This window comes from Chryseobacterium sp. Bi04 (assembly GCF_918698085.1).
Taxonomy (GTDB): Bacteria; Bacteroidota; Bacteroidia; order Flavobacteriales; family Weeksellaceae; genus Chryseobacterium.
The window spans coordinates 146,877-168,646 of sequence record NZ_CAKKLP010000010.1 but is presented as its reverse complement, the minus strand read 5'-3'; the positions used below and the strand labels follow the sequence as shown (position 1 = coordinate 168,646).

Here is a 21,770-nt window from a genome sequence, read left to right as displayed (position 1 = left end):
AAGATAAGAAAAAAGAGAGTTTGATATATATTGAGTTTTAAAATTATTTGCCTCGTATGCCATCTTTCTCACTGAGACTCTTTCCTTCTTTGGGAGGAAAGGTTATTCCTTCTTCTTTGATAAGATCATATCCGAACATCATAATGGTTTCAATAACCGGAATCGCTTTCTTTCCTTTTTCTGTAAGGCTGTACTCTACTTTCGGAGGAACTACCGGAAATACTTCACGATGAATCATGTCTTTGGCTTCCAGCTCCCGAAGCTGGCTGGTCAGCATCTTATCCGTGATATGGGGAATATCTTTTTTAAGCTCACTGAAACGAAGTGGTTTTTCCTGCAGTCTCCATAAAATGGGCATTTTCCAGGTTCCTCCAATATGGCTTAACGCAAACTCAATAGGCGTATAATACAGTCTTTTATCATGAAAAAATTCAGGCATAATAATAGTTTTTACAGTTACCCTTTCATAAAGGTGAGTATAGAACTAAAAGGTAAGTATATAGTTTTCTGATAGTCCATTTTGCAAATTTGCACAAAAAATATGAAATCAAAAAGAAATCTTTATGTCCTTGCTTTAGGTGTTTTTGGGATTACCACCACAGAATTTGGGGTCATCGGGATATTACCTGAAATAGCTTCTGCATTTCACGTCCCGATTGACAAAGCAGGATGGCTGTTAAGTGTTTTCGCATTGATTGTGGCGGTTTTCGGGCCTTTTATGATCATTCTCTTTTCATCTTTCAGAAGAAAACCTTTGCTGGTTAGTTCTCTGTTTATTTTTGCTGCAGCTAATGTTTTATCAGCTTATATTACCAATTTCTATATACTGCTGGCTGTCAGAATGATTCCTGCATTTTTCCATCCGGTATATTGGTCTATTTCGTTATCTGTTGCTGAAAAAACCTCCGCTCCCGAAAACAAATCAAAGGCAGTCGGTATTATTTTTTCCGGGCTCACCCTGGCAACAGTGCTTGGGGTTCCGCTAGCCACTTTAATGTCTGACCTGATCTCCTGGCAAGCCGCTTTTTTTCTGACTGCTTTCATTAATATATTGGCGCTGGCAGGCGTTCAGTTATTTTTACCCTCTATTCAGAATACTTCAGGATCATCAACAGGACTTAGCTTTAAAACACTTAATAATATCCCTTTATGGACCAGCCTTTTTCTTGCATTTTTTACCATAATGGCAATGTATTCTACGTATGGATATATGGCTGATTTTTTAAAGAATATTACCCTAATGAATGGCAGACAGATCAGTATAATGTTTTTCCTGTTTGGAACCGTAGGAATTGCAGGAAATAAAATGGCAGGAAAATACATGTCCCGGTTTCCTTTTGAAACTACCCTTATTTTTTTAATCCTCTTATTAGGTATCCATCTATTGATTTTTTATTACGGAGTTTTTTTTATTCCTATGATTGGAATCATCGCATTTTGGGGGTTGATTCATTCGGGAGGTTTTCTGATCAGTAATATCAATGTTACTTCCTCCACTTCCGGTTCTCCTGAATTTATCAACAGTATTTTTACGTCCTGTGGTAATTTTGCCGTAACAGCAGGAACTTTACTGGGAGGATTCTGGATTTCCCATTATGGTATTGGAAGTATTGTATGGCCAAGCATTATATGCATCACATTAGCATTCTGCATATTGCTTTTAAAGAAGAAGCTGACAGAATAAGCCAGATCTACCCCTTTCAAGGCTGATATTTTAAGATTTGGGTGTATTATTTGTGGTAGAAAAAGAATGGGTTTAATCTTTTTTGCAGACCTGAGGTTCTTTAATGTATACAACAAACCCCTGCTGTCCGCAAGGGTTTGTTTTTTATGTTGTATATCGGTTGGAAATATTAATCCTTCATTATTTTATTCATCTCATCAAATTCATTCTCAATCACTGTATCATGCTTGTAGGTCAGTAAAGAAACAATAATATTGGTAAGTAATGAAAGCGTAAACCCGGGAATCATTTCGTACCAGTCTTTAAACGGATGCTGAAAATAGACCCATGCCAGTACTGTTACTCCTCCTGCCAGCATCCCGGCAAAGCCTCCCTGCCAGGTTGTTTTCTTCCATAAAAGAGACAGAAGGATCAGAGGACCGAATGCGGAACCAAAACCTGCCCAGGCATTTCCTACCAGGTTAAGAATGCTGTCTTTAGGATCCAATGATAAAAGAACTGCAATAACCGCAACCAACAACACGGAAACCCTGCTGGTAATCAATAGTTGTTTGGGTGTTGCCTTTTTGTTCAGAAAAGCTTTATAAATATCTTCCGTTAATGAACTGGAGGTTACCAGCAGTTGCGAAGAAATAGTGCTCATTACAGCTGCCAGAATAGCCGTAAGCAGGAATCCTGCAATAAACGGATGGAATAATATGCGGGAGAAATAAATAAAAATAGTCTCTGCTTCTGTCTTTGACCCATCAAATTTCATCATCGTTGCAATATCGAATTTTTGCAGGTAAGCGATCCCAACTAAACCTATGGCTAAAGCACCGGCCACGGTAAAAATCATCCATGTAATCCCTATTCTTCTTGCCTTGATCAAATCTTTAGGTTTATCTATCGCCATGAAACGTACCAAAATATGTGGCTGCCCACAGTACCCAAGTCCCCAGGCTAATAAAGATACTATACTTATTGTGGTAGTGCCCTGGAATAAATCAAGGTATCTAGGATCTTTCGCTTTAATAAGTGAAAATGTTTCCTGAAAGCTCCCGATTTCAGAAATCACTACAATCGGTACGATAACCAGGGCCAACACCATAATAGTCCCTTGTACAAAATCGGTAAGACTTACCGCCAGGAATCCTCCTAAAAAGGTATATAAGACAACAACTAAGCTCGTTACCAGTAATCCTACAGTGTAATCCATTCCAAAAGCCGATTCAAACAGCTTTCCTCCGGAAACCATCCCCGCTGAAGTGTAGAGTGTAAAAAATACAAGAATAAAAATAGAGGAAGTGATCTTCAGAAGGTGGTTTTTATTTTTAAACCTGTTTTCGAAAAACACGGGTATTGTAATGGCATTCTGAGCTACCTCGGTATAAATCCTGAGCCTTGGTGCTACAATGATGTAGTTGAGATAAGCCCCAATCGTTAAACCTATCGCAATCCATGAACTGGAAATTCCGGATAAATACATGGCACCGGGAACTCCCATCAGCAGCCAGCCGCTCATATCAGCCGCTCCGGCAGACAGGGCTGTAACGGCTGCGCCCATTTTTCTTCCTCCAATTAAAAACTCCTCTGAATTACTGGTTGATTTTCTATAAGAATAGATGCCTATACCTATCATCAATAACAGATACAACCCCACAGAAATCCCTTCATATACTTGCATATCATTTTTTTTATGAAGCCGAAGATAGTTATTTTTTGAAAAACGGAGGTTTTGTATCGCAAAACAGGCTATGTTCTCAATATAAAAAACCCCGACAGGCTTACCAAAGTTCTTTGTATTTATCTAAGAACCAGCACGGTTCTATTTAACCAATGCCTGAGCCCTCTTCAGATTGTCTGTTGCCTGCAGAATTTTATTCTTCAGAATCGCATTATAATCCGGATGCTGCGAAAGAAACTGATTAACCGTTTCAAGTGCTTTTGGATTCTGATAATTACTAAATGTTGACCGAAGCCAGTTATCCGGGAAAAAGATATCTCCTGTTTTCTGTATTTCCTGCAGGAGATCTAAAGACCTGGGCAGATACTGAATAGAAGTATGCTGTCTCAACGGATGGTGCAGGTAGCCCAATGCAGCCCCTACAGCAGATTCATTCGTTCTGTTCTGTTTTTGAGTAAGACCATTGAAAAAATCGTCACGGATTTTTTGATCTGATGAAGCTGCCTTCATAATAATTTTAAAACGGTTTACCCGGTCCGGATTTTTAATTCTGGTCAGCTGTTCTTGCAGCAAATCATTATTATTGGCGTTTCGTAATGATAAAGAAAGCGCAAGGCTGGTAAAATCTTCATCATTAAGAGATACCTCTTTCGGAGGAGTCTGGGATTTCCAGATCGTATACAGATTATCATAGGCCTGTTGAGATTGAAAAATCCCCTGATAGCCATCAAATAAAATTTTCTTGTTGTTTTTAGCCGTTTGCGCCTGCAGAGCCTTCCAAAGTATATTTTCTATATTTTCAGATTCCTTCAGCCGTATATTCTCAGGTAAGAATTCCCAATAAATAGTAGCAATATAACCGGTAATCAGGCGAAGGTTCAGTTCTGTACTTTCTGTTGATAATTGTCCGGCAAAAAAGTTCAGTAAGTCTTGCGGGGTTACTTCTGAACCATTCAGCATATTTTCATACAATGATATATATATGCTGGCACGGTTGATCGGATCCTTCACTACAGAAAAGTTTGTCATTACTGCTTTATCAGTTTTGAATACCCCATACCCTATTCCTGAAGAATTCAGCAGAATAAAAAGAGGTTTTGCTTTCCCTTTTAATGCTGAAACTTCCTGTTGTTTTTTGGACAACTTTATGCTAACTTTTTCTACTTTGTCAGTGTAAAACAGACTTACCTGAAACTCCTGAGGCCATAATTTTTGGTCCTTTCCATATTCCGGATGCTGAGAAAGGCTAAAGTATTCAATTGTATTATCTCTATACTTCACATCATAGTCTATGACAGGTCTTCCGGGATCATTAACCCACACTTTATTCCAGCTTTGCAGATCTTCCGGTGTATGGTTGTCTAAAATAGCAATAAGATCCGGCCAGCTTGCATTACTGTAAGCATATTTTTTAAGATATTCGCTCACTCCTTTTTTGAAGTTCTCTTCTCCAATCAACAGTTCCAGCTGACGCATCATGATCGGCGCTTTGTTATAAATAACCGGGCCATACATCATCCCTGCATTTTGAAGATTATCTAAAACCTGCCGGATGGGATTCGCTCCCAATGTACGGTCTACTCCATATGCTGCCGGGAAATGTGTTGTTAAAAACTTCAGGTCATAAACACTTTTATCCGAAGAAGCTCCGGTACTTTTATCCGCCATAAAGTTGGCAAACACTTCTTTCATCCAGACATCATTAAACCAGTTCATCGTCACCATATCTCCAAACCAGAGATGAGCCACCTCGTGGGCAATAAGATTGGAACGGTTATTCAATTGATTTTGGGTAGCATTCTGATCTAAAAACAAGGTGGAATTTTGAAATAAGATGGCTCCGGGGTGCTCCATTCCTCCAAACTGGAAATCAGGGACGGCAATCATTCCATGCTTTTGAAAAGGATGAGGAATATCGGTCCATTTTTCGAAGTAAGCAAGAGAGTTTCTATACAGGGAGAAAATAGAATCCATACTGTTTTTAATTTTCACAGAATCTGTTTCACGGTATAAAAGCCTGGAGTCCTGCTCTCCTATTTTTTCTGTAGAAGTCTTAAAATCTCCGGCAGCAAAAGAAAAGAGATAAGTGGGAAGTAAGTCCGACTGGTTAAACTTTAAGGTTTTTTGTCCTTGTTGTATACTTGTTTCCTTAAGCTTCCCATTCGCTATGGCGCTCCATTTTTCAGGAATGGTTAAGTCTAAAGAATAATTAGCTTTCAGGTTAGGCTGGTCAAAACACGGAAACATGGTTCGCGCACGGTCCGGTACAAATAAAGCATATAAGTAGCCATCCCGCCTGTTCAAAGCTCCATTACCGGCAAGAAAGGTGAAATTGATTTGATTAAACCCTGATTTCAGGTATTTTGCCTCAATGATCACATGTTCATTTTCCAGAACAGGTTTTGTCATTTGTCCATTCACAGACACTGATACCAGCGATGAAGCTTCTTCTTTAAAATCGATCTGCAGTGGGGTTTCATTTTGCTTTTTATAGTTAAAACTAAGAACTTCTGTCCCCGAAATCCTCTCCGATTTGCTTTCAGGAATCTTCAGACTGAGCTCATATTTAATCTCACTGAGTGTATTCTTTCTCAGCTGAGCCAATTCATATGAAACACCGGATTCAATCTTCGGTAAAGATTTTACCTGTGTATGATAACTACTGCTAAAAATAACAAAACATAATGCGAGTACCCCTTTTTTCATAATTCAAATATAAGGATAGAAATTGTGATGGAAAATAGAAACATCAATCCAGGATTTTACGGTAACACAAACTCCTCCCTGTGGTGAGTTTTTTTTACTATTTAAAAATAATTTTCAAAAAAAACAGAAGCAGGAACTGAATTTATCTATTCAGCTAGTGGGCCCACATTCAACCAAAGGCTCACTCTAGGATTATAATATCTCGCTCCATAGTAATAATATCCCGTCTCATCATCCTGCTCCTTACCATTAAACTTATAAGGTGTATTGTAAGAGTTCTTATGATTTTGCCTCTTTCCTTATTTATTGTTTTTAAAGGAATCGGCGAATCTCCTCCGTCGATTTCTACAAAGACCTCTCCGCTTGGGAAATACTCGATATTCTGGGTTACTTCACCATCTAAACCGGTAATAAAAGAACGCCTACGCGACAGTCTGGCTCTTTCGCTAAAAAGGTCCACCGGAACTTTTCTTTACGCTCCGCCCTCTAAGTGATCAGGATGATACCAATATGTATCTTTCTCCTCTACACCTGTATACGAAGATACACAATTTTCAGTATAGCCTGCATTTTGTCCATAGTTAGGGGGAGGTGTAATTCCATTCGCTGCCATGATCGCTAAACTGGCGGCAGTATTGGCCTCCAACTTTTCTTTAGCTACCGCTTTTTCATTGATTGCGGCACTTCCTCCTCCAAAAGGAATAATCAGCCATCCGCAATTAAATTGCCCAACATCTTTTCCTTTTCCTAATTTACTGTTGATACGTTGGCTGCCTGCATAATAATGCTTGGTATAATTCAGAATATACTTTCCGGTTTGCTGATCTAACGTAAGAGCGTCAGAAAGCATACCATTCGGGTAGATTGTATACCTGTTATTGTTTACTATACTTTCATTTCCTCCTGTATTAATAATAACGGCATCACCCAATACATTTTTGATAATTCTTTCTCCTCCGGCATCATAAGTATAGATAGATGCTCCATCTACTTCCGGAGTGGAAGGATTGGTATCTACAAAACGAAGACGGTTCTCTTCATCCCACAGATCCTATAAAAACAAAACCCTCACTATTGTGAAGGCTCTATTTTTTTTTGCTGGGTAAGAGCTGGAAGCTCATACCAGTGAAAGGAGAATATAATTTTTAACAATCAATAAAATACTTTTTGAAAGCACTATTCTCTTTTAATTGAGGAAATGAAACAATTAATTTATTCAATGTTTTTTTTCTGAATTTTTTGTAGCTCTGTTTAAAATCATCATAATTACAATTGATCTTAAATAACCCGGCATTACTCTCAGAAATTACTAATTCATTAGTATGCTCATTATAAAGGTAATCAAGACTATTACTATAAAAATCATACGATACAGTAAAAGCCTCATTATTTCCTTCATCAATGTGAGAAAACATAGAGTCAAATTGATTAATGTAATCTAAAATCCCTGTTTCAAGTATTATTTCTTTTCTCTCCCCAGTACTATAATGAATATGTATATATATAACTCCACTGAAGCTTTTTTTCAAATCGTATATATCATAGTATTTAATTTTAATATTATCAAATATCTCGTTCTCTAATTTATATTCAAAAAAAATTGAATTCATATAATTTATTTTGTAGGATAAGCATTTTTAACATTCCCTGCATTATCGAAATATACAGTAATTGTTTTTGTTTTATGGCTCATTATTTTAGTCCTTTCTATACCATCTACCACGTTTTTCACTTTCGTATCATAAGTCCCAATTACTTCATCAAATTCATATATTACTTTATAATTATCTTTAGTTCCACTATGTTTGCCTTTCGTTATAGCTTCTTGAACTAATTTTTTGACACTTTTTGTATTACTCAATGCTTGTGAAAAACGACTGCTTTCTCTACCAATTCTTGATTTAAAAAAATGTCCCGCTGCAATATGTTCTATTGCTGTAGTTCCATAATCTGCAACAAAGAAAGGTTTCAAGAGTTTATACTATTATAGTTAAAATATATCAAATGAGTTGATATATTTTAAATTATGATTTTTTTAAAATCAGCTATATATTATTTGAAACAGATTAGCCTTATCAATAATTATTTGAATATTTTTTTTATTGACCAATATAAAAAGGTTATTAGCAAAGACCCTCCTACTATTATTATCCACCAATAAGGCAAAACCCAAAAAATAAAATATTTTATAGAATTAATAAGGTATGATGGCGCATTTTTAGAAGGATAAACTATTTGGAAGGCATCATCTGTAAGTCCTAAAAAACAGGCAATTACTGATAATACTATAATGCTTATAATAAATACATTAAAAATTGGTTTTTTCATATTACATTATTTTGCTGCTTTTCCAGATTGGACATTTCCATCTTGAGGATTTAATTTTTGAAATTGTACATTCCATTGATTAGGAGAATAATTTTTACCCTTATAATTGACACCTTTAAATGTATCATTTTTATTTAATAAAACTTTGAATCTAAAACTAGACATAGGTCTCTCATTATCTCCTGCTAAAGAAGTATAAGGAGAGCCATCTGCTCCAGAAGCACCTAAAAATAAAGAATTTCCTTTTGTATCTGTGATGAATGTTTCATTTGATGGGAACTTATCTCCATAAACAGTTCCTTCAATGTCAAAACTTTGTCCTTTCATTACATTTGAAACATTAAAACTCACATTTGTATCAATATCAGGAGATACAATTCCCCATAACATGGCTTTATTCGATCCATACATATGTACATAAAATGATTGTTTATTGCTATTATAGGCATTACTTCCTTTAACATTTGTAGGCGAAGTAGCACTACTAAATTCAGTTCCCAGCCAGTCTGAATGAGTTATATGAGGTGTCATGGTCATACTTCTATTATCCAGATTAATTTTTGCCGTAGCAGCAATTCTATATGTATCTGATTGACTTGTAGAAAATTTTCTATTATTTCCATCTCCTTCGAACCCCATTCCAAATCTATTAAATGGTGCAAAACTTCTGGTTTGCATAAAAAATGTTTGTTTGCCATTAGGGTCAATATATTTAATAGGATTTTGGTATGTATAGATATATGGATTTAGGTTTCCAGAATTATACACTCCACCATTATGTTCCCCATCAATATAAGCTTGATCATTCATAAACGGATTATAATCCGCCAGCGGGTCCACATTCAACCAAAGACTCACTCTAGGATTATAATATCTCGCCCCATAGTAATAATACCCCGTCTCATCATCCTGCTCCTTACCATTAAACTTATAAGGTGTATTGTAAGAATTCTTATGGTTTTGCCTCTTTCTTTATTTATTGTTTTTAAAGGAATCGGCGAATCTCCTCCGTCGATTTCTACAAACACTTCTCCGCTTGGGAAATATTCTATATTCTGGGTTACTTCTCCGTCTAAACCGGTAATAAAAGAGCTGCTGCCTAAGTGATCAGGATGATACCAATACGTATCTTTCTCCTCTACCCCTGTATACGAAGATACACAATCTTGCTATAAAGCTAAAGCCCCACTATGTAAGGGCTTTGGCTTCTATTCTAAACACCAGCGAGGGGCTGATTTCCTGCATAATAATGCTTAGTATAAGACAGCCCATATTTAAAGACCACTGCCCAAAAACAGCAGTGGCCTTTTCTTTATCTAGATCATTGTCTAGCTATACTTATTGCCTTAGAGACGAGCAAAATGCTTGCGCTAGCGAGAGGCAATTTTAATGAAAACTCTTTCAATATTAGGAGATAATATATTATAAAAAATTTCACAAAAATCTTTTTCAGAATAATCCATATCATTATCTATATAAAAAAGTTCTACTTGATTGATTTTTTTTTCAATTCTTTCAAAAAACTCATCCTTTAAAAAAGTAACTTCTTCATAATTTAAAGAATTTAAAAAGAAGCTCACTTTGAAAAAAGTATTTAATTTTTTAATTGTACATAAAATATAACGATTACTAAAATTACAATTTTCTTGGTTTCTAAATGAAACAAAAAAATTATATATTTCTTCTTGATTTTTAAAATACGCATCAAAACTCTCTTCATTAAAATCAACATCATCTCCTTCTAAATATCCTCTCACCACTTCAGCACCTAGCTTATTTAGTGTTTCTAGCAAAGATAATCTCGAAAGATTCTTAAAACATAAAACTGCTTCTTTATAAGTTGCCATATATTATTCCTATCTAGGTTCCTTAAATATTTTAACATTGTCTTTTCCCAGTTTCTCCTGAGCTTTCTTTATTAACCATTCTGGCGTATTATCTGACAGGTAAGTTTGTGCTGTTGCTCCCGTATCATCAGCAACTCGTTTAAGATTTGCAAGAGTACTTAAAAAAGCACTCCCTCCATTTTTGGCTTTACTAGCTCCTCCAACACTTATAAGTTCTCCATTATTCCCAATTACATCAATGGTGGTACCAATTGTTCCATCTTTTGTACGAACTACCAAATCTTTTCCATCGACCATTGCTACTCCTCCTCCCGATAACTCAGCTACCAAATTTTCTCTCTTCTTACCTAAATCCAATACATCACCAACATGTCTAAATTGTCTAAAATTATCAGCATTTTTAAAAAGTTTTTTTAATCCTTTTAAAAAATCTCCACCTGGTACCCAAGCTATCATAGCAAAAGAGATATCCCAACCATTGCCTCCTTTGAATGCGTTGTAAGTATCTTTAATGTCAATAAGCTGTCCATAGTATGGAACAAACCCTGCTCCAGTATCATGAATAAGAGTCCATGATTTTTCATAAGAGCGATTCATTCCCCTTATAACATGCTGCCTTTGATTAGCAGGAACGCTACTCATTGCATATCCCCAAGTTTGTTTTCCGTTAGGGTCAATAAGATTTATTGGACTTTGATAGCAATAAATATACGGATTATTATTCCCCGAATTATACACTCCCCCATTATGTTCCCCATCAATATAAGCCTGATCATTATACAACGGATTATAGTCTGCCAATGGATCCACATTCAACCAAAGGCTCACCCTTGCATTATAATATCTCGCACCATAATAGTAATACCCCGTCTCATCATCCTGCTCCTTACCATTAAACTACGTATCTTTCTCCTCAACCCCTGTATACGAAGATACACAATTTCATTATAGCCCGCATTTTGTCCATAGTTAGGGGGAGGCCTAATTCCATTCGCTGCCATAATTGCTAAGCTAGCAGTTGTATTGGCTTCTAATTTTTCTTTGGCTACCATCTTTTCATTGATGGAAGACGCTCCGGCTCCATAAGGAATGATCAACCATGCACAATTAAATAATCCTACGTCTTTTCCTTTTCCTTTTCCTAATTTGCTGCAATTGCAGTGGTTTTACTTTTATCAAGTTAAAAACTTTGCGCAGCGGGGTAATTATTAGAATCTATGATTAATATTTGATTTTTATATATTTCAACCAATTTGTTTTCTGTATTATAATTCTCCTCCTCCAAATAAAATGGCTTATCTATTAAATCTGACATTGATGAAACAAAATCTATAATTTTTTTTAAATTTTCATCATTTAAAATATCATTATAAACAACATCAAAATCTAAATCACTTATCCCATTAAAATAGCAATTTATTGAAATAGTTTTTAAATCAATTATTGCCATATAACCATTTTCAGTATTCCCATTCCAAAAACTTAATAGCAATTTGTAGTCAATTTTTTCAGTTTCATTGTTTGAAACATATTCTTTAAAAACTATTTTGTATGTATTATTTAGATATGATATTAAAATTTTCCAATTCTCATTAGATAAATCATAAGCACCTATATTGATAAAATATTTATTATCAATTTTTTCAATGGTTTGTTTTACTAATTCTAAAGTCATATTATTTTTATTTTTTAATAACTCTTTCAACATTATTTATATTTCTTTGAGGAAGTTCCCTAAATCCTCCAAATTCCCCCTGTCTGTTGACATTAAATCCCCTACCAGTTACTTTGTCATAAATAGTTTTAGTTCCATTTTTTTCCAAATCTATTAACTGCTTATTAGAATTAACAATATCTTTTATAATTCCCATTCCATCATCTGTTGCTGTTTTTCCTGAATAAGCTACATTTTCAAAAGTACTGCCTGTTCTTCCTGCGTGTTTCTGTAAAGCTCTACCAATTACTGACATTCCTCCTTTTGAAGGAGCTAATATAGAATCCAATAGTTTTTCTGCATTAGGAATAACTTTAGTTCCAATTTTAGAGACCATGTTACTCAGTAATGGTCCAGCTATTTTCATGATACCTCCTGCTACTAAACTCCCAGCTGCATTATCTACCAATTCATGGACAAATCTATTATCAACTGGATCATATCGTTTCTTTTCAACAAAATAATCAGAATCTCCACCAAACCAGCTATTGATTTTATTACCTATTGAAGCTGGTAGATTTGTTGTGTTGTTATGATATTTATTTCCTCTGATGGTAACTATTTGTGATAATCTTTGTGCTTCGCTTCCTGTAACACATACCTGCTTACCATTAGGGTCAATATATTTTATTGGATTCTGATATGTATAAATGTAAGGATTCAAGTTTCCGGAGTTGTAAACACCATCATTGTGTTCCCCATCAATATAAGCCTGATCATTATAGAACGGGTTATAATCTGCCAAGGGGTCCACATTCAACCAAAGACTCACTCTAGGGTTATAATATCTCGCACCATAATAGTAATATCCCGTCTCATCATCCTGCTCCTTGCCATTAAACTTATAAGGTGTATTGTAAGAATTTTTATGGTTTTCTACAAACACTTCTCCGCTTGGGAAATACTCTATATTCTGGGTTACTTCACCATCTAAACCGGTAATAAAAGAACTGCTGCCTAAGTGATCAGGATGATACCAATACGTATCTTTCTCCTCTACCCCTGTATACGAAGATACACAATTTTCATTATAGCCTGCGTTTTGTCCATAGTTAGGGGGAGGCGTAATTCCATTCGCTGCCATGATCGCTAAACTGGCTGCAGTATTGGCCTCCAACTTTTCTTTAGCTACCGCTTTTTCATTGATTGCTGCACTTCCTGCTCCAAAAGGAATAATCAGCCATCCGCAATTAAATTGCCCTACATCTTTTCCTTTGCCTAATTTACTGTTGATACGTTGGCTACCTGCATAATAATGCTTGGTATAATTCAGGATATACTTTCCGGTTTGCTGATCTAACGTAAGAGCGGCAGAAAGCATACCATTCGGGTAGATCGTATACCTGTTATTGTTTACTATACTTTCATTTCCTCCTGTATTGATAATAACGGCATCACCCAATACATTTTTGATAATTCTTTCTCCTCCGGCATCATAAGTATAGATGGACGCTCCATCTACCTCCGGAGTGGAAGGATTGGTATCTACAAAACGAAGACGGTTCTCTTCATCCCATAAGTACTTTGTTTTAGGTTCTGTTGCTTCACAGGTTTGCTGAGCAATGGCTGTAGGGTTTCCTTTTTTATCATAGGTATAGTTCTGGAACTTCACCTGAGGATTGTTTACATCACAGCATAAAGCACCCGGCACATTAGGCTCATCTACAATGGTTGTTGGCGCATGAGGTTTTGTGCTTTCATATTTATAGTTCAATCGGTAAGAACTGGCTTCTATAGTATTCCACACATTCCCGGTATTTCCCATCGCTTTTTCATGCTTTTGGGTTTTACCCATCACATTATGCATATTGTCATAAGCCATGGTAACGGTGTAACGCTGGCGTTCTTCCTGACTTTGCGGATTGATGCCGCGCCAGTTTCCACTTGCAGAAGTCAGTCTGTATAAGTCGTCATATCCATAAGTATGGTTGGTCCCTCCACCCAATAATCCGGCCTGTGCTACAGGAGCATTGTTATGAACCTGAAGTACATTGCTTACCACATCATACTGATACAGGTTCTTCATGAAGTAACGGTTACCGGGAGTCTGGGCATTCATTTTCAGCAGCCTCCTTCTCTTGGTCTCATACTCATAGCTGGTTGCTGTTCCGTTTCCATATTTCAGGAATACTCTCTGGTCAAATTTATCATAGCCTAATTCATTAATGATATTTCTGGTGAAACCATCTTTTACCGAAGTCATATTCTTAAGGTTTCCGGCCAGGTTGTAATTATACGTTAGTTTTTCTCCATCCGGATAGGTAATGGTTTTCACACGGTTCCAGGTATCGTATTCCCATTCTGTTCCGAACCAGTATACTCCTGCTCCGGGAACAGCTACTGAACGGCGCTGATGGGTAAGTTCTCCCAATCTGCCGTATTTCATATACTGTGTTCCGGTAGCATCTACCTGATACCATAATCTTCCTACCGAATTATTATCCATTGCTGAAGCGTCCATCGCCTGGCCATAATAGTATTTTACTGTATTTTCAGGATATTTTGGATACATCACAGCATTCAGACGGCCAAAATCATAGGTGTAAGTAACGGTTTCATTTTCAGCATTGGCTCTGGAAGTCATATTGCTGGCAGCATCATATACAAAGGTGGAAATTCCGCTGTCCGGATGGGTCATGGATGTTCTTCGACCTAAATCATCATAAATACTGGTTGTCAGATTATTCTGTACATCTCTTACTTTTAACAACTCGTCAATAGCATCATGGGTGAAGCTTGTAAAAATATCTCCGGTATTGGAAGGTTCATGTACAGTTGTTGTACGTCCTTTAATGTCTGTATACGCTTTCTTGATCGTTCCTAATTCATCCGTCATAATAGTACGGAACATCAGTCTTCCTTCGCGGTCATTTCCAAAGCCATATTCCACTTCAGAAATCAGATCTTCATCCGGTAATTTAGTGGTAAGGACTCTATCCAGTACATCATACGTATTGATGGTAGGAACGATATTGTCTACCGTAGCATCATAAGTATATCCTGAAGCCTGTGCTTCTGTAGGGTAATATGTTTTCAGAGCTCTGCCGAAAGCATCCTGTTCTACTTTTCCGGAAACCACATATTTAAGGCCTTTTTGGTAGAGATCTGCTGTCTTTTTCACCTGTATAGGGCTTCCAAAACCATCAGAAATACTTACGGTATTAATGGTATTGTTAGCATTATCAGGATCATAATGACGGGTTACGGCATAAGATTGTGCTCCTGTAGCATTCAATGGTGCATCGTTGACCGGTTTATATTCAAACTGTATCGTCCACGGAATATCGTTGAACATTTCATAAGGACCGGTAATTTCAGTTGTTCTTCCCGCTGCATCGTAAGCATACTGGGTCGGCTGCAGATTCATATCTTCAGTGAAGACAGGGACTCCAAACCGGAAGTCATATTCTGACTTGCTGCTGTATCCGAAGGCATCTTTTACCACAGTAGGATAAGTCGCTACATTAGAATCATAGGTATACTCATGGAAGAAGCGTTGTCCCTGGTGGTTCACCGGACCGATTGCTTTTTTAATATTTCCATAGATATCATACTCATAATTATTGACAGGATTTCCTGGACCTACCATGGTAATGGCAGTAACATTTCCTTTACTGTCATACTGAGCTGTTCTTTCCCTTACTACCCCTGCAGCAGTTGATTTTACCCCTGTAGGCAGGATGAGATAGTTTGAAGCATTGTCTGTAACCTGATATGTTATAATAGAAGTAAGCACTTCTCCGGCTCCGATCTGAACGTCTCCCGCATCTTTATTCTGTTTCAGGTTACCATAATTATCATAGACCATTTCTGTAGAAGTAGATTTACCTGCCACGGCCTGGCCTTCATAGAAACTGGAAGTCGTTTTGTCCAATGCAGTGAAGTAGGCATAATTCGTCAGCGATTTTTCTCCTTCTTTCACCGGCAGATTAGTCGCTACCGTAGCTGTATTATGGATCGTCCTTAAGGTAAGCGTATTATTTTTCTCCGTCCATTTTTTCCCTGCTGCATCGTATAGTATTTCAGATAATAAAGATCCTTTTAAAAAATAGGAATTATTATTGAAAACCTGCTGAGTATATCGGTAGATTTCTGTAGCAGCAGCTCCTCCATTTCCTGTATTGATCTGATTGGTTCTTACCTTCTCAAATCCATAAAATGTTCTTTCTCTTCTGCTATGGTAAGGATTTTCGTAGGTTACAGTAATTTTGGAAGCATCCGGTCTGAACTGATTGTCTCCGGTAAATCCATCATTTGTCACCACAGAAGTCATGATCCATTTGCTTTGCGGCAAATCATACGTATTTCCTGTTCTTTCGTAGGTTACCTCCCAGGATCCACCCATTGGAGTGGTTACTTTTTTGAGGAGGTTGGTAGTTCCTATCGTAGAATACTTTACAAATCCGGCTGTATTACTGAAATTACCGTCACCATCTGCCTGTGATTGTAATAAATCCGGGAAGCCGTCTCCGTTCAGGTCTACTATCTGCTGCTTAACGTTACTGTCTCCTTCCCCAAAACTTGTACTTGGGTTTACAGAAATTTTAAGAGAATTTCCGGTAGTGCCGATAGGAATAAGGATAGACGCCGTAACTCCTACATTCATATTAAATCCCCGGGAAACATCCTGCTGAATATTAGATGCAGCATTCCATGGAATGGCAACAAACCTGTTTCCTGTATTGATCTGGACGCTCAGATTTCCGCCCGAACTGGTTACCAGATCTGCAAGGCCATCATTATTGATATCTATCAGTGATGTTTTCTGATCATTAAATGTTTCAGATTTTCCGGCTCCAAAAGCAATACTACCGTTAAACATGCTTACTCCTTTAGGCAAACCGTTTGTTATGGTTCCTCCAATGGAAGCTCCTGCCCCAAGATTAGAGGAAGTAGTGGTTCCATTTCTGAAATCACCATATGAAAGATTTTCAGGAGCGGCATAAGAGTACCCCAAATTCAACTGAACCTGTCCATTCTGAGAAACTTTATCCAATAGTCCATCTCCATTAATATCAATATAACTATAAAGAGAAAAGTCTGTCCCATCAGATGAGCCGGCAGAAAAATTAAAGCCTGGTTCAACAGCTTTTAATGCATTTTTATTACTGGATTCATTGGACTTTCCTGATAATGGATAGCTTTGTCCCACTCCTTTTCCAGAATTTTTATGCTCTGTTCTGTGTGGATTATCGTTGGCTCCTGTTAAGGTACTTCCGGAAAGCATACCGATCATATTGGTATATTGAATAGCATTTCCGTTCAATACATCAGGATAGCCGTCTCCATTCATATCAAAATAATCCAATGTATTAATTGTACTCCCTTTCGATTTTGTATTATTTAAAGAGAAAACGGAAAACCCTCCTGAAATCCCTTCATTATCATTTGTCGTTTTTGATTGTTTAACAGGTGCGTTAAAAATGCCTGGTGTATTTGCAGGTGTCCCTTGTGAAAGGACACTCATGTCATTCATTCCCATTCTTGAAGTGGAAACATCTGTACCTTGAACGTAAGTGGTTTTACTGATTCCAATATACCTTTGAACGTAATCAGGATTAGTGGGTGCATTAAAATCTCTTCCATTATAAGCATTCATCATCATGAAAAGCCTCTGATTCAAAGGAGTAGAATCACTCTCATCAACAGGAGGAACTAATTTACCGGGATCTATAAGCTGGCTCCCATAATCTGTTAACTGAGTTTGCAGTTCACCACAAGTTGCCGGCAGCGTACCATAGCCTCCATGATAAATAAACTGACCCCAGCTTCTGTACATGGCTCCAAACCTTGCATCATCTTTAGACAGATCTGCATTAGATCCTGCCAGATATATTTTATCAGTATCTTTTCCGTAAACATTGATTCCATGGGTCTCAAATACTGTAGGTGCCAAAGGATTTACATTGGCAGACTGGCGGATCTCTACTTCCAGGCTAGGGATAGCTCCATCTAATCCTTTATCAGACTCCAGATCTGTATAACATTCCACATAATAATCATTATAACGTACAATAGGTTGTGAAATAGAAAGCTCCTGTATACTGCTCACACTACCTGTCCAATTGATTGTTGTAATAATTGGCTCCACAAAGTTTCCACGCTGCATTAGTCTTTTTCTAACGATATAAGTATATCTTCCTGCCGGTTTGCCTGTTAATTTTGCATATAATGAATAATTTCCGTCACGGCTACGCATGTCAATCCATGGCTTAAATGTGGAAACTGTATTAGTTCTTAAATTGTAAAATTGAATGTCGGGGATTACGGGTAGTTCCATATCACTTCCTTCATAATTGATCGTCAGCTTTAAATTATTAAACTTTAAATCTTCCCATTTTTCATTTAAGTCAGATTGTACCTGGAAATACAGGATATCACCTTCAGCTAAAGCACCTGTGTTAAAAAGCAGATTCTGGCTTCCGGTAGTGGTGTTAGGATACTGCTGACTTCCTATGGTTGTTACCGTACCATTTGATTGTTTTCTTACAATATTCAGTCTAATGTCTTTTACCGTAAGAGGCTTGATGAATGTTCCCGTAACGGTTGCCGAGTTTACACTGACAGGGACTCCTGTTCCGTTTTTACTGCTTATGAGGCTTACATTGCTAAATTGGCCTAAGAGTGTTTCTGATGAGTCTCTATACCAATCCTTAAGAGCACCCGGGTATGGATAGGCCATTGCAGCGCTGATATAGGTAATATTCATAGGAAATTCTACAATATCCCCAACACCATTGTCCCTTGAATTTGCCCTGAAATAAAAATAATCACCCGGTTTTACCTGTATTGATGTCTGAACAACACTATATAAGCTGTTGGCCGTGTTGAGTACCGTAAACGGAACTAAAAAGCTTGAAGTATTTGTTTCTGCATTATACTGTTGTACACTTATTTTCACCCCGTCCGGGCTAGATGAAGGATTCTTTAGTCTAATTACTCCTAATATATTAATAGTTCCTTCATAAGGCGCCCGCCAAACTTTAACAACATCGTGAAGGGGGGAGTTTTTATAATCCTCCAATAGATCATTACAGTCTACAGCCGGAGTACTTATAGCAGCTCCTTTACTGATTGGGTTTGGAGTCAGTAAAACATCTGTCGTATATTTTAGAACTCCATTTTCTATTCTTCCAAAATAAACCTGCCCGTTGCTGACTATATCCTGAATTCCATCGCTATTGGCATCTGTAAAATAATTATAAGTAAGATCTTTTGTTTTGGATGTTCCCCCAGATATCCCTGCCGAAGCCAGTATTGAAGCGGTTGCCTCGAAACCAAAACTATTCGTATAGCTTTTTGAATAAGAAAAAGATTTCGAGTTTTCAGGAGTCAATAAATCACTTCCAAAAGAACTTATATCTAATCCTTTCTTTCTATATTTAAAAACAGAATTCGGAGAATTCCATTCATTCTTCAAAACCTTATCCGGTAGCCCATCTCCATCTACATCGGTTATGGTAAGCCTTCCTCCAACTTCTCCTTCAGTATACTGATAATCTCCACCAAATGTTGCACTTTTGGTAAGCGGATTATAGGCCTGGGTATCACCTACTTTTGCAACACCAAAGGTAAGGGCTCCACCCACCGTTGTATTTTTCGAGTCACCATGCCCCAATAATGAAGAACTTTTTATTCCTGCATCGTTAGCAACAGCATCAATTGAAGTCTCAGGTGAATACTGAGTAGTTTCTATAGTATTAAAGTATTCTATCCTATTGGTATAAAATACACTCCCATTTGCATTTTTCTCAGTAATTGTTTCTAAAAGCGATTTAGAAAAGGCTCCTTTTTTATATTGAAACTCATAACTTCTCACCTGAGCTCCATCATATAATATCTGAATGCTCCCTAACCTTTTTGATGTCACCCGTACAAATCCAAGCCTTGCATCTACCTGTACATCCTCTCTTTGATTGGAGTCATATCCAAAATTGACATTGTATTTCTTTAAAGAAGGATTAGCATCATTAAGGGTATATTCTATTGTATTGATATACATTTCTTTCCCCCCATTTCCAAGAGCTCCTGACGAACTGTATGTGGGCGTATCATAATTGTACTTTACATAATTTCCATTCGTATCAATTGTTTTATAAAGCGACCAGTAGCCGATATTATTTGTTCCGGATTGCCTCAGTACCGCATTTTCTACGATGGCAGTACCATCTCCTCCAAAATAATTCCTGGTACCATCTTTACTGATCACTTCCCACCAGTAACTGGAGGGGCTGCTGCCGTGTCTGATGATTTTATGATAAGCACCTTCTATTCTCGGGTAAAACTGTCGTTCTGCAGTTCTGTCTTTATCAAAACCTTCTGCACGATTTGGCAAAACGTATTTATCACCATCTTTAAAAGTCAGCTGCTCCCCACCAAAAGAATAAATTTCTGTCTCTTTTGCTCCGTCATATTTTGGTACTCCCCATCTTGTATCAATACTTATCGCAGGAGTAGAAAGATCCCAGCCTAAACCCAGCCAGCCATTGCCGCCCTCACTGCTGTAGTTTACAGATAATGAAGGCTGTACTCCTTGCCTTCCGGTAGGAAGCTTAATAGGAAAACTTGTATTTACTGTTCCCATACTGTTGGGTGAAGGTGCTCCTATACTCACAATTCCTGTGGATGGGTCTGCTGCTTTGATATCTTTAATAGAATTGGGAGCATAGTTTCCTGTTTCCGGAGATTCAGGTACTTTGATGATTCCTGCAATCATATCCGTAAAGTGGGTTGTTTTAGAAACCAACACCTGCTTGTCACTCATCAAAGAATCTTTTTCCAGTGCCATCCATTTTTTCTGGATATCATCAAAGTAAAAAACCCTGATATCCTGTTCGGTATATCCTGCAGGAATTTTAGATTTGTCATAATCCATTGATACTTTTGCAGGAATGCTGAAATGCTCTCCATGAGGAAGAAAACGATACGCAAAATGCTGTTTGGTAACATTAACGAATTCGGGAGTGGTAACAGGAATATCAATATCCCGCAAAGGGGTTACTGAAAAGTTCTGTGATGTTTTCAGAATGCCTTTGTTTACTTCAAGACCTGCGCCTTCCCAATGTAATTCTCCAGCTTCTCCTGCAGCAATATTTTTTATCAGTGCTGAAGAAACAGCTTTTACCGCTTTATAAGAGGAAGGTATAGATGTATCAATCCTGATATGGACATTACGAACCTTATAGGTGTATTCTGCTTCGGAAGGAATGGTAAAGGTGATTTTATTTTTCCCCTGAAGAACAGCAGAGGGTGATAATACTTCGGAGTGAAAACTCCATTGGTTATTTTTTTCCACCACCTTACCTCCTGTAGCCAATTCATCATTGATGTATTTGCTGATACCGGAGGCCTCGCTCACTCCATAAAGCTCATATTCCAGCCATACAGAAGAATTGGGTTTTACAACATCATTCACCAACACTGTAAATATATTATCAAATACCTGGTCTATAGGATGTTCCTGGTCTTTACCAATAACTCCCTGTTTAATATCTGACCTGTATAATTTGGACGCATGGCTTTTTACATCGGATATATTAAAAGTTTTAACGCTTTCTGATGAGCTTTGAGGTATCTTTTCTATAGTTTCCTTATTGTTTACAGAAGCCTGTTCAGGTGATGAATTTCTTTCGTTTTCAGAAAAAGATAACGGAGAATGCGAAGATGAAATACTTTTATATTCCCTATCGATTTGTTTTTGCTCTTCTTTATGTAAAAAAAGACTGTTGGCTTGAGCATGGATCTGTGACCATGAAATAAGAAAAATAAAAGAATTAACTATTTTTTTCTGTCCTCTGATGAGGTTAAATAAAGATGTCTTCATAG

The 21,770-nt window shown here is 37.2% G+C and carries 11 protein-coding genes and 3 pseudogenes; 1 reads left to right on the top strand and 13 read right to left on the bottom strand.

What is annotated here, in order from left to right; genetic code table 11:
* Positions 1–43: 43 nt before the first annotated feature.
* Complete coding sequence (locus LQV47_RS15865) at positions 44–439, bottom strand: helix-turn-helix domain-containing protein (protein ID WP_230038530.1); 396 nt, start codon at positions 437–439, stop codon at positions 44–46.
* Positions 440–541: 102 nt separating this feature from the next.
* Between LQV47_RS15865 and LQV47_RS15860 the strand changes: the two genes are divergently transcribed.
* Positions 542–1,684 (top strand): MFS transporter, encoded by a 1,143-nt coding sequence (locus LQV47_RS15860; protein ID WP_230038528.1) that lies wholly within the window; start codon positions 542–544, stop codon positions 1,682–1,684.
* A gap of 169 nt (positions 1,685–1,853) precedes the next feature.
* Here LQV47_RS15860 and putP read toward each other — a convergent pair whose 3' ends face one another.
* The 12 genes and pseudogenes from putP to LQV47_RS15800 form a co-directional block, all read right to left on the bottom strand.
* Positions 1,854–3,350 (bottom strand): sodium/proline symporter PutP, encoded by a 1,497-nt coding sequence (gene putP, locus LQV47_RS15855; RefSeq protein ID WP_230038526.1) that lies wholly within the window; start codon positions 3,348–3,350, stop codon positions 1,854–1,856.
* A 141-nt stretch (positions 3,351–3,491) separates the two neighbouring features.
* Positions 3,492–6,056, bottom strand: a complete 2,565-nt coding sequence (locus LQV47_RS15850) for a M1 family aminopeptidase (RefSeq protein ID WP_230038524.1) — start codon at positions 6,054–6,056, stop codon at positions 3,492–3,494.
* Positions 6,057–6,202: 146 nt separating this feature from the next.
* Positions 6,203–6,337, bottom strand: a pseudogene (locus LQV47_RS22515) (RHS repeat-associated core domain-containing protein); the annotation flags it as partial.
* 191 nt (positions 6,338–6,528) lie between these two features.
* Positions 6,529–6,987: a hypothetical protein gene (locus LQV47_RS15840; RefSeq protein ID WP_230038522.1), complete on the bottom strand. Its 459-nt coding sequence runs from the start codon at positions 6,985–6,987 to the stop codon at positions 6,529–6,531.
* A gap of 214 nt (positions 6,988–7,201) precedes the next feature.
* The gene (locus tag LQV47_RS15835; RefSeq protein ID WP_230038520.1) at positions 7,202–7,666 is read right to left on the bottom strand and encodes a hypothetical protein; all 465 of its coding nucleotides are present in this window, start codon (positions 7,664–7,666) and stop codon (positions 7,202–7,204) included.
* Between the two features lie 5 nt (positions 7,667–7,671).
* On the bottom strand, positions 7,672–8,028 hold the full coding sequence (locus tag LQV47_RS15830) for a hypothetical protein (RefSeq protein ID WP_230038519.1): 357 nt from the start codon (positions 8,026–8,028) through the stop codon (positions 7,672–7,674).
* Positions 8,029–8,138: 110 nt separating this feature from the next.
* Complete coding sequence (locus tag LQV47_RS15825; RefSeq protein ID WP_230038517.1) at positions 8,139–8,384, bottom strand: hypothetical protein; 246 nt, start codon at positions 8,382–8,384, stop codon at positions 8,139–8,141.
* Between the two features lie 6 nt (positions 8,385–8,390).
* Positions 8,391–9,278: pseudogene (locus LQV47_RS15820) on the bottom strand (hypothetical protein); the annotation flags it as partial.
* A gap of 476 nt (positions 9,279–9,754) precedes the next feature.
* Complete coding sequence (locus LQV47_RS15815; RefSeq protein ID WP_115920030.1) at positions 9,755–10,231, bottom strand: hypothetical protein; 477 nt, start codon at positions 10,229–10,231, stop codon at positions 9,755–9,757.
* A gap of 9 nt (positions 10,232–10,240) precedes the next feature.
* Positions 10,241–11,116: pseudogene (locus tag LQV47_RS15810) on the bottom strand (hypothetical protein); the annotation flags it as partial.
* Positions 11,117–11,411: 295 nt separating this feature from the next.
* Positions 11,412–11,906, bottom strand: a complete 495-nt coding sequence (locus tag LQV47_RS15805) for a hypothetical protein (RefSeq protein WP_230038515.1) — start codon at positions 11,904–11,906, stop codon at positions 11,412–11,414.
* Between the two features lie 7 nt (positions 11,907–11,913).
* A complete protein-coding gene (locus LQV47_RS15800) occupies positions 11,914–21,768 on the bottom strand; it encodes a SpvB/TcaC N-terminal domain-containing protein (RefSeq protein WP_230038513.1) in 9,855 nt (3,284 codons plus the stop codon).
* Positions 21,769–21,770: the final 2 nt, after the last annotated feature.

Bases quoted from the DNA above. Each gene is read 5' to 3' on its own strand.
- LQV47_RS15865 (WP_230038530.1), bottom strand. From the start codon at position 439: ATGCCTGAATTTTTTCATGATAAAAGACTGTATTATACGCCTATTGAG.
- LQV47_RS15860 (WP_230038528.1), top strand. From the start codon at position 542: ATGAAATCAAAAAGAAATCTTTATGTCCTTGCTTTAGGTGTTTTTGGG.
- putP (WP_230038526.1), bottom strand. From the start codon at position 3,350: ATGCAAGTATATGAAGGGATTTCTGTGGGGTTGTATCTGTTATTGATG.
- LQV47_RS15850 (WP_230038524.1), bottom strand. From the start codon at position 6,056: ATGAAAAAAGGGGTACTCGCATTATGTTTTGTTATTTTTAGCAGTAGT.
- LQV47_RS15835 (WP_230038520.1), bottom strand. From the start codon at position 7,666: ATGAATTCAATTTTTTTTGAATATAAATTAGAGAACGAGATATTTGAT.
- LQV47_RS15825 (WP_230038517.1), bottom strand. From the start codon at position 8,384: ATGAAAAAACCAATTTTTAATGTATTTATTATAAGCATTATAGTATTA.
- LQV47_RS15815 (WP_115920030.1), bottom strand. From the start codon at position 10,231: ATGGCAACTTATAAAGAAGCAGTTTTATGTTTTAAGAATCTTTCGAGA.
- LQV47_RS15805 (WP_230038515.1), bottom strand. From the start codon at position 11,906: ATGACTTTAGAATTAGTAAAACAAACCATTGAAAAAATTGATAATAAA.
- LQV47_RS15800 (WP_230038513.1), bottom strand. From the start codon at position 21,768: ATGAAGACATCTTTATTTAACCTCATCAGAGGACAGAAAAAAATAGTT.